A 20,853-nucleotide genomic window follows, 5' to 3' on the forward strand; every position below is an offset into this window, starting at 1 on the left:
AGAACACATGCTCTATCAGCGGCACCAAAGAAAAGGAGAGTCATTCGGAATCATGAAGGAAAACGAAAACAAGGAAGATATACGCTCCCAGGAGAACCAGGATACAACCATCTCCCCTCAGGCGGACTCTGCGAATGAGCCGGAGGCATCGAACCGGCGCGAGCTGATTTTGCGCTACGGCAAATATGCCCTGGTCGCGGCTCCTCTGCTGATGTTCGTATCGAAGGCACAGGCCATTCACAGCCGTCCCTGATCCCGAAGAAGCGGCCGCCGGTATCACAAAAATGCCGGCGGCCCTGCGACGGACCTTGTGTTGTCACGACGAACGGCAGCTTCAAGCTGCGGGCGGAAACAAAGTTCTCCACACCCGGGAGATACCATACTTCTGCAGCACCCGGAGCGGACGCAAAACAGGCACAAGATTTCTGCTGATCCGATAGCGCTCCATCCATTGATCGTCCATCGGAGTAGGCGCGAGATAGCTCAGCCGGCGGCGCCATCTTCTGCGCGCGCTCCGCTCTGTCTGCAGATAGAACGCCCGAATCTCGTTGATCACCTTTGGGTCTTCTGCAAACATTTGCGCAACCACGCGCCGTGCCCTTTCGGCCATCCGGGGAGATTCCGCAATCGCCGCATCCATCCCGGGCGGCAACTGCCGCGGCAACATTTCGCGCACCACTTCGCAGCCGATCAGCAACCATGCCTCCTGACCTTCCCGGCGCGCCCGCTGTATCAGCGCCTTGTAATCGCCAGTCCGTATTCTGTTCAGCGCCCGCGCAACGTCCAGAATCCAGATGAGCCGTGAAAAGCCATGCTTCAGCCCGTGGAGGCACAGGAACAAAACAAGATCATCGTCGGACATCACACGCATGGGGCTGCCCCGGAACGTGCCTTCGGCCGAGCGTCTCCAGACCCCGTCCAGGTCGAAAGGAAAATACCGGGACGGTGCGATGCCGAAGTGCAGCTCCACCGGAACGCCGTTGCGGACAAACCTGCGGTGATAGTCGTCGATCTCAGAAGAAGCAGCAAAGCCCAGGCGCAGCAACAGAGCTTCGGCGCGAGGATAATCGCCGCCGCGTACCAGCAGGTCCAGATCGTTGCACTGCCGCATCGCCGCATCGCCATACAGCGACTCCGCCAGCACCGGCCCTTTTAAGGGAAGTGCGTCGATGCCCTGCGCGGCAAACTCCTTCAGCAGGCTTTCCAGCTCCGCCGAAAATATCTCCGCAGCTACGCCGCATTCGCGCGCCGCAGACGCGAAGAAATCGGGAATGGCAGCGCCTGCTTCGGAAAGCGACCGGCAGACAGGAAGAAGCACGCCGTTTTCAGCGGCCAAAGCCTGCAACGTATGCCAGTCGATATTGGACGGAATGGTGAAGGGCTGTCCGCGCAGGCAGGTAATAAGAAGAGCAGCTTCAGCAAGCGTCTCAGGTTCGCTCATGCTTCTACTCCGTGAACGCGGTGACCTATGGTTGTCAAATCCCACCCATTTGTCAACACCCTGCATAGCGCCATCGCTCTGAGCGGGCCTGGCTGTCTTTACACCAGGCGTCTTTGTGCCGGGACCAAAAATACTCTAGAAATCGTGAAATGGATTTTCCGGGTAAAGCTCCTCCGGAGTAGAAAACTGATTCGGACCATCGATTTTGATACGGCTCATGATCCTGTCCGATTCCGGGGATGTGCAGCCGGCAGGCTTCGAAGCAGGAACCCAGACCCGCAGGTTGCCGTGATATTCGAAGTGCGCGGGTGATGCCGGGCACTGCAATTCGTCCACCACAGTTGCTTCCAGCAGATTCATCCCGACAAAAAGGGCCTTCGACGGAGATACAAAGGTTCCCTCGACACGCATGAATGCGTCCTCGCCTCCGGGACGGTCGGTCGCGGCGTTCATGATGATTTGCGCATTTGCGTCACTTGCCCCGACTCCAATGCCGATGCGGTAAAAGTTGGCGAGATACACCATGGCGTACACATTTTTCTCTCGCGCTGCATGATACATATACCCGAAGGCATTTTTCTCATTTGTTTCAACACCCATCCCGAAGGCGCTCATAATTCCCAGGTAGGTCCAGGCTGTCATATCTCCCTGTTCCGCGCTGATTCTTAACCAGCAGTGCGCGATCTGGAAGGACTGGGCCTCATAGGCCACCCTGCCCATCTTCAGTGCGTCCCCGCCATTCACATGTTTTGGGTTCGAAGGACTGCAGGGCAGAACAGTGTCGTCCATCCACGTCCACTTTGAGTTGTGATGGTTGTCGTGGATCACCATCGGGTTGGTGCCAAGATAGCGGGCCAGCCAGTAGTTGTGCCGTTGTTTGCTGGGAGGGAGACCGCCCCCGGTGAAGAGGATCGACATATAACCACTGGCACGCACACTGCCGTCCATCGCGGCCCGCTGTATCCAGCGGATGCCGAGCGGCAAATTGACCGGAAGGCCACGCCCGTCGTGAAGAGATCTTCCGTATTCCGCGCGGGCATCGCTGTTGCCTTCGGCCGCTGCGGAATAAAACCAGCAGTTGGCGGTGAGGGGATCATTTTCGAGAAGATAGATGTCTCCTCGCTGGAGCGCCTCATCCCGGAAGATGTGATGAGGATTCGAGGTTTCGCAGGGAATATCCTCGACCCGGTTCGCCGAGATGCGGTGATAGTGAAAATCATTTACATGATTGCCCATAAGGCTCTGGCTGGTCTGAAAATCATCCGGACCTGTGGGCTTAATAACCGTATCGAAGGCATCGATAATCGTGTATGCACCCATATCCTCGTCTTCGAACTGTCCTGACGCAGAATCAGGGCCGGTGACCGTTGCCCGAAACCTGATTGTCCCAGGTGAAAAATATTGCTCATCGCGCACTGTCGTTTTAATCGTCGTGGCAACGAGATGATCCCTCAACTGAAAGACAGAGATCGTTTCGCTTTGTCCGGCTGGCAATCCCTGAGCTTCCCAGGTCCCGTTCAGATCGAAGGCTGCCACAGTTTTCTTCGGCTGCCACTGAGCAGGCGGAGGTGGCTGGTCCCTGAGCACCTCGTCAGGCTTGACGACATCGACGAGCTTTTCAATGGGCAGACCCGGAGGAAGCTCTGACGAAGCCGCAGGCGCCGGTTGAGCCGCGGCCACTTCCGAAGGAGCGGCTGGAGAAGGCAGCGTTGCGTGCCACCCAAGAATCCCGACCGGCGGCTGCCCGGACCACTTCCACGTAGCTACGCCATCCACTTTATTCCCTCTGCGCAGACCCACGTAAAGAGCTTCGAGTCCCTTCAGTGTTCCGGCGACTTCCTGCCGCCGGACAGCAACAACCGTATTGTCGAAGCGCTCGACGGAAAGATTTGCGAGACCGGGAATGGCGCCCGTTTTGCCGTTGAAGGTCCACATGCTGCAACCGTGCCCGTCTTCGCAAACGCTGAGAGAGGAAGGAATCGGGATGAATGGGTGCGCCGCTGCAGGCGCTGTGTGCACTGTGTCGGTAAGCATGACGGCAATCCAGTCAGCGTTCCCGTCAGGATGGCCGGGCCATGTCCATGACAGCTTGCCTTCGATGATCGAGCCCTTGCGCGTACCCGTATAAGTGCCGGTAATCCCTTTTCCCACTCCTGAAGTATCGGCGCGGCGGATGGTGACCGCTCCCGACTCCGACTGAGGAAACTGTTCGATCGTCAGGCTGGCGATGGCTCCATCAGGGAAGGTGCCGGTAGCGTGGCCGCCGTGAAACTCCCACAGCAAACAGCCATCGCCCTCGCACACGGCGAGCAGTGAGTGAGACGGCGAGGATTGCGCCACAGCGGCAACAGGCGCCGCGAAGAAGATGAGAGAAGCAAACAGAAATGCCCAGCGAGACCACATCGTTCCGGTTCTCCAGCAACATCAAGTGTGCTGGCGCGCGATACAGCGGTCAAGCAAAAATCAATACGCCGGAATGCAGGCTCTGCGCATGCGTGTGCTCGATTTGCCACCGGTTCGGTTGCGGTCTCCCGCTCGGTGGTCCCAGTGCCCGTGGATGGACCTTTCCAGGGCTGCCATTTCCATCCGATGTCCGGTTATCGCGGGCTTTCTCGTTATACAAGTTAAGGACTCTCCACTATGGTGCACAAGCGCGCTGACGAACAGGCCGCGCCGGCTGCTGCCGGGGAGGGTGAGGAGGACAACTTGAAAAGGCTTGCTCGCACAACATTCCTGACCTTCATCTTCGGTTTGCTTCTGTACTGCGGTACAGGCTCGCACAGGTTGATGGCGCAAACCCCGAAGCCATTGACAGCCGCGGATTTGACCCAGATGAAGACAGCCGGGTTCAACGATCAGACCATCATCAACGCAATAAGCGCCAACGGTGTTTCCCTGGATACGTCCGTTCAGGGGTTAGTGGCTCTGAAGCAATCGGGGCTCAGCGAAAAGGTCATCGATGCGGCCCTGGCGGCTGCAGCGCCCAGGCCCCCGGCTTCTTCGAACGCTTCCGCGAACAACGGTCTTCCCGACGACATCGGCGTCTACACGCAGGTCAGGGATCAGCTGACGCCGTTACCGGTTGAAGTTGTGAACTTCAAAACCGCCGGAACGCTGGGTATGGCCTTTTCTTATGGTTTCAAGAAGGCCAAACTTCAAGGCACCGTACCCGGCGACAAGAGCTCGGCTCAACTGACTTTGCCCGTGGCGCTGGTGCTGCGTTGTCCGGACGGTACGGCACCCACAGAGTATCAACTGATCGCACTCACACCGAAGAAGGATGTCCGCGAGTTCACAGACGCAAAAGTCGGCGTAACCGGTGCATCGGCGGGAGTCGACAGTCAGGCCCTCGCCCTGAACTTCCAAAAGATTGGCCACGACACCTACAAGGCAACGATAGCCGGCCTGAAAAAAGGCGAGTACGGTTTTCTTGCGCCGGGAACCGCTGTTTCAATGAACACTGTGTCGACGGGGAAGATGTACAGTTTCGGAGTTTCCGAGTAGCAGACTTCAGGCTGGATTCCAGTTGATTACCCGCAAACCAAATATGTTTTTACCTTTCGAGCGCGTCAACGAATCGGACACGTGGGCGCGCTCCGCCATGTTTCATGGAATAGCCAGGGAAGAAAATTCTCTCTTTGGAAGCTCGATCCCCCCATTACGGGCGCGAGCTTCCAGGCCCGTCATTTCAAAAATCAAGTGTGAGCGCGTGAGCCAAAGCGGTCCGCATCTGCGGTGATGGCGCGCCGGCCCGGACACCACGAATCCGGCTGCGGGACGATGTCCGCTTTCAGACCTCACTTTCGTATTTAAGAGTGTGGGCGAACAGGCGCGAGGTGTATGCCACCAGCGCAGGCGCGGCAGCTTTCCCCCCAGACAGCGGCAGCCGCTTTATATGGCCGCAGCGCGCCGGAGACAGCCCCGGGACAACTTCATACACGGAGATTCAGGATGCGCGCGATTTCTCGTCTTGCTTTGTTTCCTGCGTTGTTGACGCTCGCAATGCTGGCTATTGGATTCTTCTGCCCGACGGCCGAAGGGCAAACCGGAGAGTGGGCCTGGATGGGCGGCAGCAGCAGCTATGGCCAGTCCGGCGTGTACGGCACGCTGGGCACGCCCGCGGCCGGAAACGTCCCCGGAAGCCGTTACGGGGCGATGACCTGGACCGACAGCAGTGGTCATCTGTGGCTCTTTGGGGGGAACGGTTTTGATACTTATGGTCAGACCGGTGATCTCAACGATCTTTGGGAGTTCGATCCTGCCACATCCAAATGGACATGGATAAGCGGCGGCAGCACATGGGGTCATCTCGACGTGTACGGCACCCTGGGCACGCCCGCCGCAGCGAACACTCCTGGAGCTCGCGAAGCGGCAGTCACCTGGACCGACAGCGGTGGCCATCTCTGGCTCTTTGGAGGAGAGGGTTACGATTCCCTGAACAACAGCGGGGCTCTCAACGATCTTTGGGAGTTCGATCCTGCCACGAGCGAATGGACCTGGATGGGCGGCAGCAACACCGTCGGCACGCAGGGCGGCCAGGCCGGTGTTTACGGCACCCTGGGCACGACGGCCGCAGGAAACATTCCCGGCGGCCGCTTCGGAGCAGTGAGCTGGACCGACAACAACGGCCATCTCTGGCTCTTTGGGGGGCAGGGTTTTGATTCCACCGATACAAACGGTTATCTCAACGATCTTTGGGAGTTCGATCCTGCCACGAATCAATGGACCTGGGAGGGCGGCAGCAGCACCCTGAGCACTTATGGGTTGGGTCACGCAGGCATCTACGGCACCCTCGGCACGCCTGCCACTGGAAATATCCCCGGAGGCCGTGAGTATGCGATGAGCTGGAGCGACAGCAATGGCCATCTCTGGCTCTTTGGGGGAGAAGGGGAAGGCGCCGTGGAGATTGACAATATTCCCTATTTTGGTTATCTCAACGATCTTTGGGAGTTCGATCCTGCCACAAATCAATGGACCTGGGAGGGCGGCAGCAGCACCGTACCGACGAGCTCCGGCGACAACCTTCTGGGCCAGTCAGGCGTCTACGGCACTCCGGGCACGGCGGCTGCCGGAAACACCCCCGGCGGCCGCAGTTCGGGAATGAGCTGGACCGACAGCAACGGCCATCTCTGGCTCTTTGCCGGGTACGGAGCCAATTCCGAAGGAGGCGTCGGCTATCTCAATGATCTGTGGGAGCTCAACACTGCCACGAATCAATGGGCGTGGATGGGCGGCAGCAGTACCCTGCTGGGCGCACCGGGCACTTACGGCACACTGGGCACGCCTGCCGCGGGAAACATCCCCACCGCTCGTGAGGCGGGGATGAGCTGGACCGACAATGACGGCCATCTCTGGCTCTTTGGAGGAGCCTTCGATGAAGGTTTTTCCAGCTATCTTCTCAACGATCTTTGGGAATATACGCCTGCGGCGTCCGCTGCAGCCGCAGCCACACCGACCTTTTCTCCCGCGGGAGGCAACTACTCCTCCACGCAGATGGTGACGATCAGCGACGCGACCAGCGGCGCGACGATTTACTACACCACGGATGGATCGACACCGACGACTTCCTCCACCCGATATACCGGGGCGATCACGGTCGCGAGCAGCGAGACGATTAAAGCCATTGCAACGGCCAGCGGCTATACGACGAGCGCCGTGGCCAGCGCGAGCTACATCATCAATCTTCCGACCTTTTTCCTTTCAGTAAGCCCGTCGAGCGGCGTGGTCTACAACCAGACCGTTACCCTTACTGCGACCACGAGCCAGACCATTCCCATTCAGGATGGTCAGGCCCGGTGGTGGATCACTGAGGATGGTCTGGACTGCACGACCAATGGAGTTGTATGCAACGCTGCCCCGAATGTTACCGGAGGCGGATTCATCACCACGACTTCACCATTGACCGCGGGCAATCACACCTTCTACGCGTATTATTCGGCCACTCCACCGCCGAACAATACGCTTCCTTCCGCCGGGACCGGAGAAGCCATTCTGGTGGTTGGCCAGGCGACTCCCACGATTACCTGGGCCACACCGGCGCCGATCATGCAGGGCACTCCGCTTTCAAGCGCGCAGCTGGACGCGACAGCATCGGTGCCGGGGAGCTTTGTCTACAACCCCGCGAGCGGCGCGGTTCTGAATGCCGGCCAGCAAACCCTCTCCGTCACGTTTACGCCGAACGATACCACGGACTATACCTCGGCGACGGCAAGCGTAACGCTCACGGTAAACGCGGGAACGCCTGGCATCCTGCTTGCGCCGACCAGCCTCAGCTTCTCCGCGCAGAATACCGGCTCAACGAGCGCCGCACAGAGTGTGACGCTCACCAATACCGGTTCGACGGCGCTGAGCATTGCATCTATTGCCGCGTCGGGTGATTTCGCCGAGACCAATACCTGCAAATCGAGTGTGGCTGCCGGAGCGAACTGCACGATTGCGGTGACGTTTACTCCGACTGCCGGCGGAACACGCACGGGAAGCCTGACCATCACGGACAACGCCGGCGGATCGCCGCAGATTGTGCCACTGACCGGAACCGGCACCACGGTCACAGAGTCACCCTCGTCCAGTTCGCTGACGGTAAGCGCCGCGGGCGGATCGGCGACCGATACGATTCAGTTTTCGTCTGCCGGAGGCTTTTCGGGAACAGTAAATCTGAGCTGCGCTGTCACCTACAAGGGCACGGGAACAGCTGCGGCTGCGCCGACATGCAGCCTGAGTCCGGACGAAGCGCAGGTTTCCCCGGGCTCCGCGGTGAGCGCGACGCTGACGGTTTCGACGACGGCAGCTTCCGCACGTCTCGGTGATCCTCTGCTGCCGTGGGGCGGTGGCGCACTGGCCGCCGTGCTGATCTTCGGAGTGCCGCGCCGCAGGTGGCGTGGTCTGAGCCTGATTGCCATTCTGTGCATTGCCCTTGCCGGAATGTGCATGGGATGCGGCGGAGGCAGCGTCAGCAGCGGCGGCGGCGGGAAGAATCCGCCTTCGAACCCCGGCACAACGACCGGAAGCTACAGCGTGACGGTGACGGCAACGAGCGGAACCATCACGTCGTCCGCATCCATTCCGCTAACCGTGCAGTGAGCCGTCGGTCAGCTGCGACTGAACCGTTTTGAGAGCTACCCCGAATCCTTCGTATCGGATTCGGGGTACATTTCAGGAGGGGAAATGCGCGCTGAAGATCCCATGCGCGGCTACGCTGTCGCCGGTGATCGAACCGATACCGCAAAGCGCTGCGCTATCGGGCGGCCTGGATATGCGGGGCGGCCGATACGGCTTCGAACTGCTTTTCCCTGTCCGGCTCGCGCAGCTCCGCATAGTCGATGACCAGATCGTGGCGCGCACCCTGAACCCATCCCGAACCGGGGTTCATCTGTTTACTGAGACTTTCGTAGCCGGCGAGTGAATACTTTGCCGCTGCTGTGTATTTTTTTTCGTAAAGGAGTGTTCGGCCGAGCCGCACCTGGGCCATCCCGGTCTGGATGTTGCCGGCTCCAAGCGCGCGCGTAAAGCGGTCCACCACGTCGAGGAGCATACGCTCACACTCCGGATAACGCTTTTCGGCCTGATAGACGCTGGCCAGATTGCCCAGCGCCACACCTACCCGATAATCTCCGTCGCCGTAGGACTGACGATAGATTTCCGCAACTCTGAGATTGTCTTTCTCCGCCTCCGAAAACTTCTTCTCGCCCAGCGCAACCGCTCCCATTGAATTAAGAACATAGGCGACGTGCGGATGCTGCGGTCCGTAAACGCGTTGCTGAATGGCGAGGGCACGCCGGAGGAGATTGTCCGCCTCGTCGTTCTTCTTCTCGTAGATAAGGGTGCTTGCCAGCGTGGTCAGCTTGCGCGCCGTCTCCGGATGATCGGGCCCGTACCATTTCTCCATGATCGCCAGCGCCTCCCGCTCGAGCTGCTCGGCCTGGGCATAGTAACCACGAGTCTCCTGTGTCTGCGCGAGGTTTCCGAGGTCTTCGGCGACATGCGGATAGGTCTCGCCGTAAACGGCGCGGTCGATTGCGAGCGCTCTTCGATTGAAGGCATCGGCCGCATCGTAGTCGCCGGCGTAGATTTGCGCGTCGGCCAGTTTGCCGAGAGCGCGCGCCAGCACCGGAGACTGCGGTCCATCCGCCGCTTCGATGGTTTTCACGGCCTGGGCGAGCTCGCCGAGCGCCTGGCTTTGTTCGCCGGCAGTGACCATCACGGTTCCCAGAGCGAGCTCTGCCTCACCCTGCAGGGATGCATCGCCAGGGGCGCGGCTCCGCAGCTCGTCGAGCGAGCGGCGCACGAGCTGCTCAGCAGCCTGAGTTTTCTCCTCGTCCGCATAGACGAGCCCAAGGGCGATCTGCGTGGCCGCAATGCCCGCAGGGTCCTGGTCCTTCAACGATTCCCGATCGCTGAGCGCTTTTTGCAGGAGAGATTCGGCCTGGCTGAGCCGGCCGAGCTTCTGCGAGATCGTGCCCAGGGTCTGATAGATGTCGGACTGGATGAGCGGCTCACCCCGGAGCGCGGCTGCCTGCTGCATGCCTCGATCGAGCATGGCGGTGACGGGCAGGTTCGCTTCCGGACCGGCATCCTGATCTCCGCCCTGAAGCAGATTGTTCATGAAATTCTGGATGTACAGCACGCGTGCCGCTTCAGCCACGGCAACATTTCGTTCCCTGGCAAGCCGCCAAGTGAAGAGGGCCGCCATCGAGAGGACCAGCAGCAGCGTTGCCGCAGAGGCAAGTACCGCACGGCGCCGCCGCCGAACGAACTTTCCCATGCGATAACGCAGCATCCGGGGCTGAGCATCGAGCGGCTCGCTGTTCAGATAATGGTCGATATCGCGAATCAGCGATTCGACGGAGGCGTACCTCTGCCGCACATCCGGGTGCATGGCCGTCAGGCAGAGTTTGTCCAGATCGCGCCATGCCCAGCGGGAAAGGCCGGGCTGCGAGTCTGCCGACCGCTCCCGAAGAACGATTGCGGAAGGTTTTTCAGGAAGCCGGTCACTCTTTTCCCCGGGAGTGAAGCCCTGCGGCTGCGTTTGCTGCCGGAAGGGATGCCGGCCGGCGAGCACCTCATAGAGGATGACGCCGAGCGAGTACACGTCGGTACAGACGCCCACCTGGCCCTCATACTTCCACTCGGGCGCAGCGTAGTCGAGCGACATGACGCGCAGACTGGGGCTGGTTGCGTCCGCAGCTTCGCCGGCATCCTGCAGCCGCCGCGCGATGCCGAAGTCGACGATGCGGGGTGTTCCGTCCTTCGCGATGAGAATATTGGAAGGCTTGAGGTCGCGGTGGATGACTCCCTGCAGGTGCGCATAGAGCACGGCTTCGCAGACCGAGCGAAAGAGGCGCAGCCGCTCGTCGATGGACCGGCCGGGCAGCCTGCTGTATGCGGTGAATCGCATGCCCCGGACATATTCCTCGACGTAATCCATCACGAAGAACGGCGTTTCGTCATCGAGAACACCCGCATCGTGGAAGCTGACGATGTATGGATGACGAAGGCGGGCGAGCGTGCTGATCTCGTCGGCGAAGCGTCTGCGCCACATCTCCGATAGCCGGTCGCGGGGGAGCAGGAACTTGATCGCCATCGGCTGGCCGGTATCGATGCGCAGAGCCTTCCAGACGGCGCCCATGCCGCCGCGGCCCAGAAACTCCTGGCGCTCGTACAGCCCGATTCTCTCCGGAGGCACGAAGGGCAGAGAGTGCCGCATGTCTTCAAATGCCCGATCCACGGCGGCGGCGACTCCGTCGCGGAGCCAGGAAACGCCGCGCCGGTCCTCGTCCAGCATGGCGAGCACCTGGGTTCTGATCTCTTCACTGCCGTCGCAGGCAGCGATCACGAACTCCGCACGCTCTTCCTCGGGGCGCTCAACCGCCGCATGAAAGATGTCCACCACATTCAGCCAGAGCTGTCCGTCCATGCATCACTTCTCCGGGGTCCCGCTTACCCGGCTTGCCAGCCAGGCATTCGCCGCCCGCAGGTCACGCTGCACCGTTTTGGTCGAAACCTTCAGCATCTCCGCGACCTCCTCGATCGTGTATCCGAACCAGGAGGTGTAGGTGACGACGAAGCCGTGGCGTGCGTTCATCTTTGCCAGCTCGTCCATGGCCTGGTTCAGGTCCAGAAACTCGACCGGGCTGAGGGTGGTTCGCTGCGCGCGTTCCGTGAGCGGCACGAATTTGAGACGGCCGCCCTTCTTCACCTCAAGCTTCTTTCGCGCCGCGTCCACCAGCACCTGACGCATGGCGCGCGCCGCCAGCGCCATGAAATGCGGATCGCTGCTCGGGGGCAGACCGGGCCATGCATGCACCTTGATCAGGACTTCATGAACCAGTGCAGTCGGCGAGAGGGTCCAGCTTGGACAGCGCCGGTGAAGCGACTCGGCCATACGCAGCATTGCCTTGTATTCGTCCCCGGACAGAGACGGTATCCGGGGCGGCGCGGACTGGCTCATGCGCCCTGCCTCTGTGTCCAAAGGTACAGGCCGGAATTGTGTGACGAACGACGCATGACCGTCTTTTGCACGAACATCTGTATCGTCTGTTTGTTTATGCGGGGCTGGAGTGGTCCTATCGTAGCATCGGCAGCCGCGCCGGACAATGCATAGTTTGCGCTGCCGGAGGGCGTCTGGCGCCAGAGATGAGACGAAAGGAACGGAGCGACGTGCCGGGACTATAACTCGTGGACCGTCTGCTCCTGGCGAGACCGTTAACAGCGCGGCACCGGTTCGGGAGATTCGGGATATTCCCGTCTGGGAATTGGAAAAAGAGGAATCGTCATTGCTTTGTTTTGAGACTTTCATTTGCAGAATTCTTTCCTTGACAATAGTTTCCTAGGAATCTATTGTTGGGTTTGAGTGAGGGGCATATGGCGACCAGGAAGAATGCGAAGCTAAACGCGAGCCAGCTCACCGCGCACATCGGGTTCTGGATGCGGCTGGTTTCCAACCACGTCTCGCATGCCTTTGCCCGAAAGCTGGAGGCTAGCGGCGTGACGGTGGCCGAATGGGTTGTTCTGCGGGAGATGTATGGAGGGGACGAGACGACCTCGCCCAGCGCTGTCGCGGAGCTGACCGGCCTTACGCGAGGCGCGGTCTCGAAACTGATCAGCAGGCTGCTGGCGAAGGGGCTGGTAACACGCAGCGAATCGGCCAGTGACCGCCGCTATCAGGACATCGAGCTGACGAGGGCCGGAGTGGCCCTCGTTCCGCAGCTGGCCAGGCTCGCGGACGAAAACGACGAAGCGTTTTTCGGCGTGCTCTCCGGCTCCGAGCGCAGAACGCTGACTACGCTGCTGAAGAAAACGGCAGCGCTGCATCAACTGAAGCAAATGCCTGTGGAATAGGAGAAACCTATTAACGAAGCGACGGTTCACGAGCTGATCGATAAGGCTCTGGCCGGAAAAATCACGTTTCCGGAAGTTCTGGCGACGCTAAGCAGGAACGAAGTGGAGTCGTATCATGTGGACTTCCTCAGAAATGAATTCCGGTACTACAGAAGCAACGGCGAGTCGCTGGTCACGAGCGTACCTCTGGTTCACGACAGAGTTGCGCCTGCCTTCTCAGCAGAGAAGCTCGATGCCATCAACAGGAAAGTCCAGTCCGGAGAATGGTCGTTCGCCGATTTTGTAAGAGAGAGCACGGCTGCGGCAGGCTGTGCGTACTACATGGTGTATCTGAATGGAAAAAAGGTTCGCTACTTCGGCCGCGATGGCGACGAGCACGTGCAGTATTTTCCAGGTTCCAGATAAAGGAGACGAAGATGAAGAAGATAGCCCGATCCGCGATCAAACATGCAGACATTCAGGCCGCGCCTGAGAAGGTGTTTGGCTTTCTTGCCGATCCGATGAACTGGCCCCAATATGCGGTGGTGAACCTGCGCTCGGTGAGTCCGGGCACGGATGGGTGGTTTAAGGCCGTTACCAAATTCGGCGAAGGACAGATCAGGGTGAAGGGCGTAGAGGAATTCGGCATCCTCGACCATACCTGGAAGGACCCGCAGGCAACGTGGGATGCATACTGCCGCGTGGTTCCTAACAATGACGGCTCGACGGTGATGTTCACGCTCTTTCAGCCTCCGGTGATGAACGACCCGCAGTTCGATCAGGCCATGAAAGAGATGGAGATCGAAATGGCGAAGCTGAAAGAGATTCTGGAAGGATAGCCTCGGCAGCGCCCGTGTCTGCGCGGCGATCAGATAACGCGCAGGAGCAGCAGGATAATCACGATGAGCAGGATCAGACCGATTCCGCCGCTTGGATAATAGCCCCAGCCCCGGCTGTGAGGCCATGACGGGAATGCTCCAATCAACATCAGGATCAGAATCACAATCAAAACATCGACAAGCATTCTGCACCTCCTCAAAAGGCTGAACTGCTTTTCCCCTTCGGATGCGCGGGTGCGCGGCAGCAGATGTATGGCGGCGGGAATATTCAGCGGCTCATTTGCCCTGGGCAAGCTGGCGGGCGCGGCGAAAGACCTCGAGCATCATGGGAGCGGTGAGCCTGCCGGTGTTGGTGTTCTGCAGCGAGGGGTGGTAGCTGGCGAGGAGCCAGCGTCCGCCGGGGATGGCGTATTCGACGCCGTGACCGAAGACGAGAGGGCCGCGGCGCGGGATCTGTCCGGTGCGCAGCAGGTGCGCGACGACGCCATCGAAGCCGATCTTTCCGAGGCAGACGAAGACGCGCAGACGGTGGCATGCGGCGATCTCGGCATCGAGGAAGGGCGCGCAGCGGGCGATCTCGTCGGGCAGAGGGCGATTGCCGGGAGGCGCGCAGCGAACGACGGAGGTGATCCAGGTGTCGTGAAGCTGCATGCCGTCGTCGCGGCTGACGGCGCCGGGTTGCGAGGCGAGGCCGGCGCGGTGCAGCACCGGATACAGGAAGTCCCCTGAGCCGTCGCCGGTAAAGGGGCGTCCGGTGCGGTTGGAGCCGTGCGCGCCGGGCGCGAGGCCGACGATCATGATGCGGGCCTCCGGATCGCCGAAGGAGGGTACGGGCTTGCCCCAGTACTCCTGCTCGCGATATGCGCGGCGGCGGACGGCGGCGACGGTGGTGCAGTGTTCCCTGAGGCGCGTGCAGAGGTTGCAGGCGACGATCTGCTCATTCACACGAAAGAGATCAGACACGGGAACGATGTGCTTTGCAGGGGCCACTGCATCTATTTTATCGGGAGATTTCGTCAGGCTCTGCCGATGGACGGGCATGATCAGTCTGAAGGACGCAGAGAAGGCAAATCACCCCTCAGCGGCTGAAGCCGTGCCCTTCCCCACAAATGGACCCAGGACAGACGGATGGAGTGGCGGCTCGGGACGTTCCTGACGGAGGCGCGATCGCGGCGGCTTATCTATTAAACAGGATCGCGGAGGTGCGGACAGGCTGTAGAATGGGTGCGCTTCAGGAAACGTTTGCCAGCGCGACCGCGAAACAGGATGCTGCGGCCGCTGCGGAATCCTGGGGAAAATCCTCAACGAGGTTTCTGCGCATGCCTGCAGGGTCGTACCGTCTCTTACTGATTCTCACCGCCGTTGCGGCGTTGTTTGTGGCGGGATGCCGGAAGCCGGCGCCCGCTCCGTCCGAATCCTCTGCCGCGACTCAGCCGGCCACTCCGCAGATTGGTGGAATGGATGTGGTGAAGCTGACGCGCCCGGCAACCAGCAACGGCGCTTCTCCGGAGTTTACTTCGGTGACGGTTCTGCCGGGGCGGGGCATGAATGTGTTTCAGATTACGGCAAATGTTCCGGGCAAGGGCGAGATACCGGTGCTGGCGTCGCCTTCACTGGAAGACGCGGCGGCGAAGCTGAATGGCGGTCCGGACGATCAGAACGGTAACGCCAGCTTCTCATTCGGCGGAGCCTTCCTGGTTCCCTACCCGAACCGCATTATCGGCAAGCTCTCTGCCGATCAGTCGACGGTAACGACCGAATGGCACGGCAAGACGCTGACGCTGCCGGCGAACTGGTACAACAGCGAGGACCCGACGAAGGACAAGCATGCCATGCACGGTCTGATTCTGGCGTCGCAAGCCGAAGATGTGCAGACGCAGAACACGACCGATGGGCAGACGGTGACAAGCACGATTCACGCGGGCGACTTTGGCGGCCACTGGCTCTCGAAGACGGACCTGAGCTTCTCCATCGCACTGAGCGGCAAGGCAGTGGATGCGATGATCACGGCAAAGAATGTGGGCACGGAAGATGAGCCGATTGCGATCGGCTGGCATCCGTACTTCGCGATTCCGAGCAACGACCGGAAGCAGGCCAGGATTCATGTTCCGGCAGAACAGCTGGCGGTGGTGAATAACTACGGCGATGTCTTTCCGACGGGCAAGCTGATTCCGGTAAAGGGCACGAAGTGGGATTTTACGGCGCAGGACGGCAAGGCGCTGAACGATGTCTACCTGGACGATAACTGGTCGAAGCTGCAGAGGACGGACGGAGCGGTGAATGTGGAGCTGAGCGATCCGGCGAGCAACTATGGCGTGCGGGTACAGGGGCTTTCTCCGGAGATCAGGACGGTGCAGGTGTATGCGCCTCCGACGAAGCAGTTTGCGGCGATCGAAGAGCAGTTCAACTTTGCCGATCCCTTCGGCAAGGAGTGGCACGGCATGGATACGGGGATGGTCACACTGAAGCCTGGGCAGTCCGTAACCTGGCATGTGCGGCTTGAGCTGTTTCAGCCTAACTCAAAGTAGACGGCAGTGATAAAAGAGGGCGCGCCTGCTCAGGCGTGCCCTTTTTCTTTTTGCATTGTTCTGTCAGGGGCGCCGGGCCGGGCGTACTTTGATCTGTCACGGCGGCTATTGATTGCTGCTTATTTTGCGCGCTTCGAGAAGGGCACGAGCATGGGCGTGCTTTGGCGATACTGCCGGTAGGCGTCTCCAAAGTACGTGACGAGATCGCGCTCTTCAAACTGAATGGCGATGAGGATGTAGCCAGTGGTGGCGACGGCAAAGAGAAGGTGGCCCTGGGTCATGTGGGGCGTGGCCCAGAAGGCGATGAGAAATCCTGCATAGATAGGGTGACGAACCTTTTTGTAGAACGCGGGAGCTTTGAAGCCGATGGGTTCATAGGGCCGGTTGTGCATGTACAAACCGACCTGGCGAAGACCGAAGAGATCGGTGTGGCTGATGAGCAGTGTGCTGGCGAGCACGAGGAGCCAGCCGATGCAGAAGAGCGCGAGGAGAACGATCTGGCCGGCAGAGCTTTGGACACTCCAGATGGTTCCGGTCATGGGCCGCCACAGCCAGTAGAGGATGTCGAGGCAGAGGCTTGCGAAGAGCACGTAGGTGCTGCGCTCGATGACGGAGGGGATCAGTCGGGTCCACGCTTTTTTGAACCAGGGACGCGCCATGACGCTGTGCTGCACGGCGAAGAGCGACAGCAGAAGAGCATCGATGACCAGCGCGGCGATAGAGAATGCGGCGGTGCCGGAGTCGATCGATTTGGGAACGAAGAAGTTGCCGACGAAGCCGATGGCGTAGAGAAAGGTGACGAAGAAGATCAGATAGACGAGGATTCCATAGAGATACGCTGCGATTCGGGACATAGTGTTTCTCCCCTGGGGTTTGCGCGCTCAGATGGTATCAGGGGGAGCGGCGTTTGAAGCGCGCTGCGCCGGAAGTCGCTCGTGATGCTATTCCCGCGACTGGCCGATGTCAACAGAAGAGGTTTCGGTGCAATGCAGTTTAGCACTCTACCCAAATAGATTAGTTATTTTGAATTAACCGATCAGCGGGGCCGATGTTATCAGCGGAGGTTATGCGCCGGGGCCAGCGGGATGCTTTACGCCGATGTTGCCGGCGACTACCCATGCGGCGGCGGTAATAATCCACGAGATAAAAAACGCAGTCCACGGAAGACGCGTTCCGGGCGCGGCAAGAATCGCAGGCAGCCAGACGAGGAGGGTGAAGAGGCTCAGCATGACGGCTTCGGTACATGCGGCGATGCGCGGCAGAATCGAGAAGAGGACGCCGAGACCGCAGGCCATTTGTCCGATACCGGTGAGGCGAGCGAAGCCCACGCGGAAGTGGAACCATGCAGGCACATAATCCGCGGTCTGCTGTGTGTAGATAAGGTGCGAAAGACCGATGGGGATAAGTGAGAGTGCGAATACGATGCGCGCGATGCGCACTCCGCTTTCGCCGGCGGCAAAGGAGAGGAGAGATCCTTCGCGCAGCCTGGCGAGACGCGCGAAGAGAATCCATCCTCCGGAGAGGAGCACGGTGAGCTCCCCCACGCCGAGCCAGACGTCTTCAATCTGCGGCGTCACGAAGAGAACGGGCACCTTGAGCAGCGTCCAAAGGATGAGATAAAGAAAGAGAATGCGCACGGATATTGCTGCGGTCGCCTCAAAGAGCAGGCCTATACCGCCGAGCAGCATGACCACGCCTGAGGCATAGGCCAGCGCGGTGCGGCCGGGCACCCAGGCGGCGACGGGCTGCCAGACCAGAGCGAAGTCTCCATAGATGAAGGCGAGGATACCGAGGCCGATCAGGCCAATGGCAAAGAGTGTCAGAGCGGGTTGCTGGCTTCGGGTCATTGGCTGCTCCCGGTTTGCGATCGCGCAGATGAGGCCTGCGCCGGCACGGCCTAAAAGTGTATCTTGATTTTTCGCCGTATGCACCAGTGCATATTGCGAGACGGAAAGGACGAAGAGGCTCGCAGAGATCTGCGATAAAAAGCGGGAGCCCAAATGCTGAAGAGCTCACCGGATGTTGCGGATGAGCCCTTCGGATGACGATGCGCCAATAAGAGGAGGCTGCTGGCCGCGTGTCGCTTCAAAGTGAAACCAGGCGCAGCGCCGAGCTTTGTCGGTCCTCATATATGGACGAGATAGGTACGGCCCGGATGCGTGGAAAAGACCAGGCACTCTCCGTTGGCTGTATCGAGTTTGGCCGGTACAGGCGCAGCGGTTTCTTTATCGCGAACCGTCACCTGTTTGCCGGGCCAGGGATTCATCAACCGGCATGGAATGTTTCTGCGGGAGTGAATCTCAACGTGAGAGACACCGCCGGCATCTCTGCAGGCTGAGACGAGAAAGCCTCCGCGCGCCTGAAAGTTGCGAAAGGCCACTTCTTCTTCGGGGCCGACCACCGGAAAGAGATGCACCCTTCCGCTGCGGCTGTTGAGCAGCATCTCCGCTTCCTCGCTCTTTTGTCTGTGACTGTTTCTCCCTTCCTGCTCGACACCCAGAAGAAGTGAAGTGGGAGCACTGGTGCTGGCTTCGCGCATCGACTGGATGGAGCGAAGCATGCTTTCTCTTTGCTCCTGCGGCGAGTCGAGGTTGACTTCATCGGCCAGCAGCGTGGGATAGAAGGCGGCTTCGCCGAAGTGATCGTCGTGGAGATAGATGGGCTCGATGCCCTCGATATCGGTGAACTCGGGACCGCCGGTTCCCTGCCAGACGGGATAAGGCGCGATGCGTTCGGCGATCTCACGCCAGTGCCGGCGCAGATCTTCATCGACGCCGAGCAGCTCCGCTGCGTCGGCTGCGCGAGAGAGGCCCCAGCGAAACATGCAGAGAGAGCTGATGATGTCTTTGTTATGGGAGAACTTCGGATAGAAGCCCCACTTCTCCGCTTCCATGCAGGGGACGATGTGGTAGCGGCCGTCGTCGCCTTTATGAGCGTACGCGGCATAGAACAGCGCCATCCTGCGCATGATCGGATAGCACTCGTCGCGAAGGACACGGATGTCGCCGCCGTAATCCCACTCGTCCCAGGAAGGCTTGACGATCTGCGCCATCGTGTCCATGCAGAATTCGAGGGTGATGGTGGTGTGGATGTATTTGTCGGCTTTTATCGGCGGCAGATAACCATGCACGAGATACATGCCGGGAAGGTTGAAGATATGGCGGGCATTTTCTTCGGCCGCGGCGGTCCAGTGCCAGATGATCTGCTTCCACATGTCTTCGCTGTCGCCCCAGTTTTGGACAAAGCGGCCGGTGTAGAAGATCTCGTTGTAGCAGGGAGCGCTGGTCCAGAGCTGAATATCTCTTTCAGGAAAGGCGTAGGAGGCGCTGCACTCGAACTGGCGCATGTCGGTTTTGGTGCCGCCGCCGTGGCTGTCGGTGTAGCTGCGATAGATGGCCTTTACGTTGTCAGAGCAGGCGGAGCCGGTGGTTCCGTGAAATATGCGTCCGTTCTCGCGCTGGTCGTAGAAGCGATTCCACCAATCGGTGTTTTCCTGGACGATGCCGTCGAAGCCCTTTGCCTGCGCCTCTTCGAGACGCTTTTGCGCGAGTGTGAGGAGATGAGGGCCGTCCATGCTGGTGACGATGGTGACGAGCGCTTCGAATTTGCCGCCGGCTCCCGGTATGAATGTGGCCGTTGCCGCGGCGCCGGGGGCTGCGGCGATTTCCGCGTTCGGAGGCGGCGTGCCGAGACCGGTCTGATCCTGAACGGCGTCGAGCGTGGCGTGTTGCGGCGAGAGAAGCACGCCCATCAGCACATATTCAAAGCCCTGCGGAAAGGTCTTCTCGGCGGGGAGACGCTGATGAATCCAGAAATAACGGCCTGATTTTCCGCTGGAGGGAGGATCGATGGGGCCGTTGAAGGCTTTGTCGGGCGCGGCCTCCGGCTTTGTGTACGTCTTTCCGTCGGCGCTCATGTAGGCCATGTGAGCGGTGTCGCGATGGCGATAGAGACGGAGCGAGACAGGCTGATCGATGCCGCTGCATGTGCCGCGAACAGCGTAGGTGTTGCTCGTCATACCGAGGATGTATTCGATGCCGGCAGAGGCCGCGCCTTTTTCGATGTGCAGCTTCACGAGGCCATTTGCGCAGCTCTGCGTGACCTGCGGGGCGTCTGCTCCTTCGAGCGCGTCAATGCCGAGAATGATCTGTCCGACGGGCTTCATGCAGGGGAAGGGATATTCGATGGGCTGGCGATAGGGGTCGTATGTGCCGCCTTTGGGAAGCAGATAACCGAGATCTCTGGGGCGCTGCGACTGGGCGCTGCGTCCGATGTAATCGGCATTCGCCGGCGAGAAGGCTCCTGCGGTGATCTCCTGGAGCGTTGGCGATTCGAGCGCACGAACATTGAGGCGGCGATCCCACACGTTGTTTTTATTCAGGCTGATAGTGACGCGATAAGCCGGACCCCAGATGGTGGTGCGCATTTTGAGGTTGTTGATGCTCATGGACGGGCCGCCGAAGTACTCGCCGGAATCAGGCAGCGGATTTGCAGGGTCGAGCCGGTTCTGCAGCACAACCGATCCGGCGGCTTCGCGCAGAGAGATTTCGCGCTGCCAGGGAAGAGTGGAGGATTCGATGGAGGCTGATGGCGATGGATGCGGCGAAGAGACGCCGGAGAGCGCGTCGGCGACAAACCGAGGCATCGATGCGGCCGCACCGGCGGCCAGAGAGGCTTTGAGGAAGTTACGCCGTTTCATGTGCAATTCCCTGTTACGCAGAAATTCTGT

At 60.0% G+C, this 20,853-nt stretch carries 16 protein-coding genes; 7 read left to right on the forward strand and 9 right to left on the reverse strand.

Translation table 11 applies throughout. From position 1 onward, the window contains the following. Positions 1 to 52: 52 nt before the first annotated feature. A complete protein-coding gene (locus D0Y96_RS16455; protein ID WP_147325102.1) occupies positions 53 to 253 on the forward strand; it encodes a hypothetical protein in 201 nt (66 codons plus the stop codon). 81 nt (positions 254 to 334) lie between these two features. Here D0Y96_RS16455 and D0Y96_RS16460 read toward each other — a convergent pair whose 3' ends face one another. Continuing rightward, a complete protein-coding gene (locus D0Y96_RS16460; RefSeq protein WP_158562443.1) occupies positions 335 to 1,441 on the reverse strand; it encodes a nucleotidyltransferase domain-containing protein in 1,107 nt (368 codons plus the stop codon). A 135-nt stretch (positions 1,442 to 1,576) separates the two neighbouring features. Continuing rightward, positions 1,577 to 3,844: a tetratricopeptide repeat protein gene (locus tag D0Y96_RS16465; RefSeq protein ID WP_117302108.1), complete on the reverse strand. Its 2,268-nt coding sequence runs from the start codon at positions 3,842 to 3,844 to the stop codon at positions 1,577 to 1,579. Between the two features lie 237 nt (positions 3,845 to 4,081). Between D0Y96_RS16465 and D0Y96_RS16470 the strand changes: the two genes are divergently transcribed. Continuing rightward, positions 4,082 to 4,945, forward strand: a complete 864-nt coding sequence (locus D0Y96_RS16470) for a hypothetical protein (RefSeq protein ID WP_117302109.1) — start codon at positions 4,082 to 4,084, stop codon at positions 4,943 to 4,945. A gap of 447 nt (positions 4,946 to 5,392) precedes the next feature. Next, positions 5,393 to 8,521 carry a chitobiase/beta-hexosaminidase C-terminal domain-containing protein gene (locus D0Y96_RS16475; RefSeq protein WP_158562444.1) on the forward strand — a complete coding sequence of 1,043 codons (3,129 nt, stop codon included), beginning with the start codon at positions 5,393 to 5,395 and terminating at the stop codon, positions 8,519 to 8,521. Between the two features lie 154 nt (positions 8,522 to 8,675). Here the strand turns inward: D0Y96_RS16475 and D0Y96_RS16480 are convergent, their stop codons facing one another. Both D0Y96_RS16480 and D0Y96_RS16485 read right to left on the reverse strand, forming a co-directional pair. Beyond that, complete coding sequence (locus tag D0Y96_RS16480; protein ID WP_117302113.1) at positions 8,676 to 11,354, reverse strand: serine/threonine-protein kinase; 2,679 nt, start codon at positions 11,352 to 11,354, stop codon at positions 8,676 to 8,678. A 3-nt stretch (positions 11,355 to 11,357) separates the two neighbouring features. After that, positions 11,358 to 11,888 carry an ECF-type sigma factor gene (locus tag D0Y96_RS16485; RefSeq protein ID WP_158562445.1) on the reverse strand — a complete coding sequence of 177 codons (531 nt, stop codon included), beginning with the start codon at positions 11,886 to 11,888 and terminating at the stop codon, positions 11,358 to 11,360. A 413-nt stretch (positions 11,889 to 12,301) separates the two neighbouring features. On the opposite strand from D0Y96_RS16485, the gene D0Y96_RS16490 reads away from it, so the two are divergent. From D0Y96_RS16490 to D0Y96_RS16500, 3 genes are read left to right on the forward strand one after another with little or no spacing between them, the layout of a single operon-like run. Next, on the forward strand, positions 12,302 to 12,778 hold the full coding sequence (locus tag D0Y96_RS16490; protein WP_117302117.1) for a MarR family winged helix-turn-helix transcriptional regulator: 477 nt from the start codon (positions 12,302 to 12,304) through the stop codon (positions 12,776 to 12,778). Positions 12,779 to 12,838: 60 nt separating this feature from the next. Then, positions 12,839 to 13,183 carry a DUF1398 family protein gene (locus tag D0Y96_RS16495; RefSeq protein WP_350449116.1) on the forward strand — a complete coding sequence of 115 codons (345 nt, stop codon included), beginning with the start codon at positions 12,839 to 12,841 and terminating at the stop codon, positions 13,181 to 13,183. A gap of 11 nt (positions 13,184 to 13,194) precedes the next feature. Next, positions 13,195 to 13,596: an SRPBCC family protein gene (locus D0Y96_RS16500; RefSeq protein WP_117302121.1), complete on the forward strand. Its 402-nt coding sequence runs from the start codon at positions 13,195 to 13,197 to the stop codon at positions 13,594 to 13,596. 29 nt (positions 13,597 to 13,625) lie between these two features. Here the strand turns inward: D0Y96_RS16500 and D0Y96_RS16505 are convergent, their stop codons facing one another. Together D0Y96_RS16505 and D0Y96_RS16510 are read right to left on the reverse strand one after the other, a co-directional pair. Then, positions 13,626 to 13,781, reverse strand: coding sequence for a DUF3309 family protein (locus tag D0Y96_RS16505; protein ID WP_117302123.1), 156 nt, complete (start codon positions 13,779 to 13,781; stop codon positions 13,626 to 13,628). A 91-nt stretch (positions 13,782 to 13,872) separates the two neighbouring features. Next, on the reverse strand, positions 13,873 to 14,559 hold the full coding sequence (locus D0Y96_RS16510; RefSeq protein ID WP_350449104.1) for a uracil-DNA glycosylase: 687 nt from the start codon (positions 14,557 to 14,559) through the stop codon (positions 13,873 to 13,875). A gap of 356 nt (positions 14,560 to 14,915) precedes the next feature. Here D0Y96_RS16510 and D0Y96_RS16515 point away from each other — a divergent pair, with 356 nt between their 5' ends. Beyond that, positions 14,916 to 16,124 (forward strand): aldose 1-epimerase, encoded by a 1,209-nt coding sequence (locus D0Y96_RS16515; RefSeq protein ID WP_117302674.1) that lies wholly within the window; start codon positions 14,916 to 14,918, stop codon positions 16,122 to 16,124. A 119-nt stretch (positions 16,125 to 16,243) separates the two neighbouring features. Here D0Y96_RS16515 and mddA read toward each other — a convergent pair whose 3' ends face one another. From mddA to D0Y96_RS16530, 3 genes are all read right to left on the reverse strand, one after another. After that, positions 16,244 to 16,978, reverse strand: a complete 735-nt coding sequence (gene mddA / locus D0Y96_RS16520) for a methanethiol S-methyltransferase (protein WP_117302127.1) — start codon at positions 16,976 to 16,978, stop codon at positions 16,244 to 16,246. Positions 16,979 to 17,188: 210 nt separating this feature from the next. Beyond that, complete coding sequence (locus D0Y96_RS16525) at positions 17,189 to 17,971, reverse strand: DoxX family protein (RefSeq protein WP_117302676.1); 783 nt, start codon at positions 17,969 to 17,971, stop codon at positions 17,189 to 17,191. A 278-nt stretch (positions 17,972 to 18,249) separates the two neighbouring features. Then, positions 18,250 to 20,823, reverse strand: coding sequence for a glycosyl hydrolase family 95 catalytic domain-containing protein (locus D0Y96_RS16530; RefSeq protein ID WP_117302129.1), 2,574 nt, complete (start codon positions 20,821 to 20,823; stop codon positions 18,250 to 18,252). Positions 20,824 to 20,853: the final 30 nt, after the last annotated feature.

The organism is Paracidobacterium acidisoli (assembly GCF_003428625.2).
Lineage (GTDB): Bacteria > Acidobacteriota > Terriglobia > Terriglobales > Acidobacteriaceae > Paracidobacterium > Paracidobacterium acidisoli.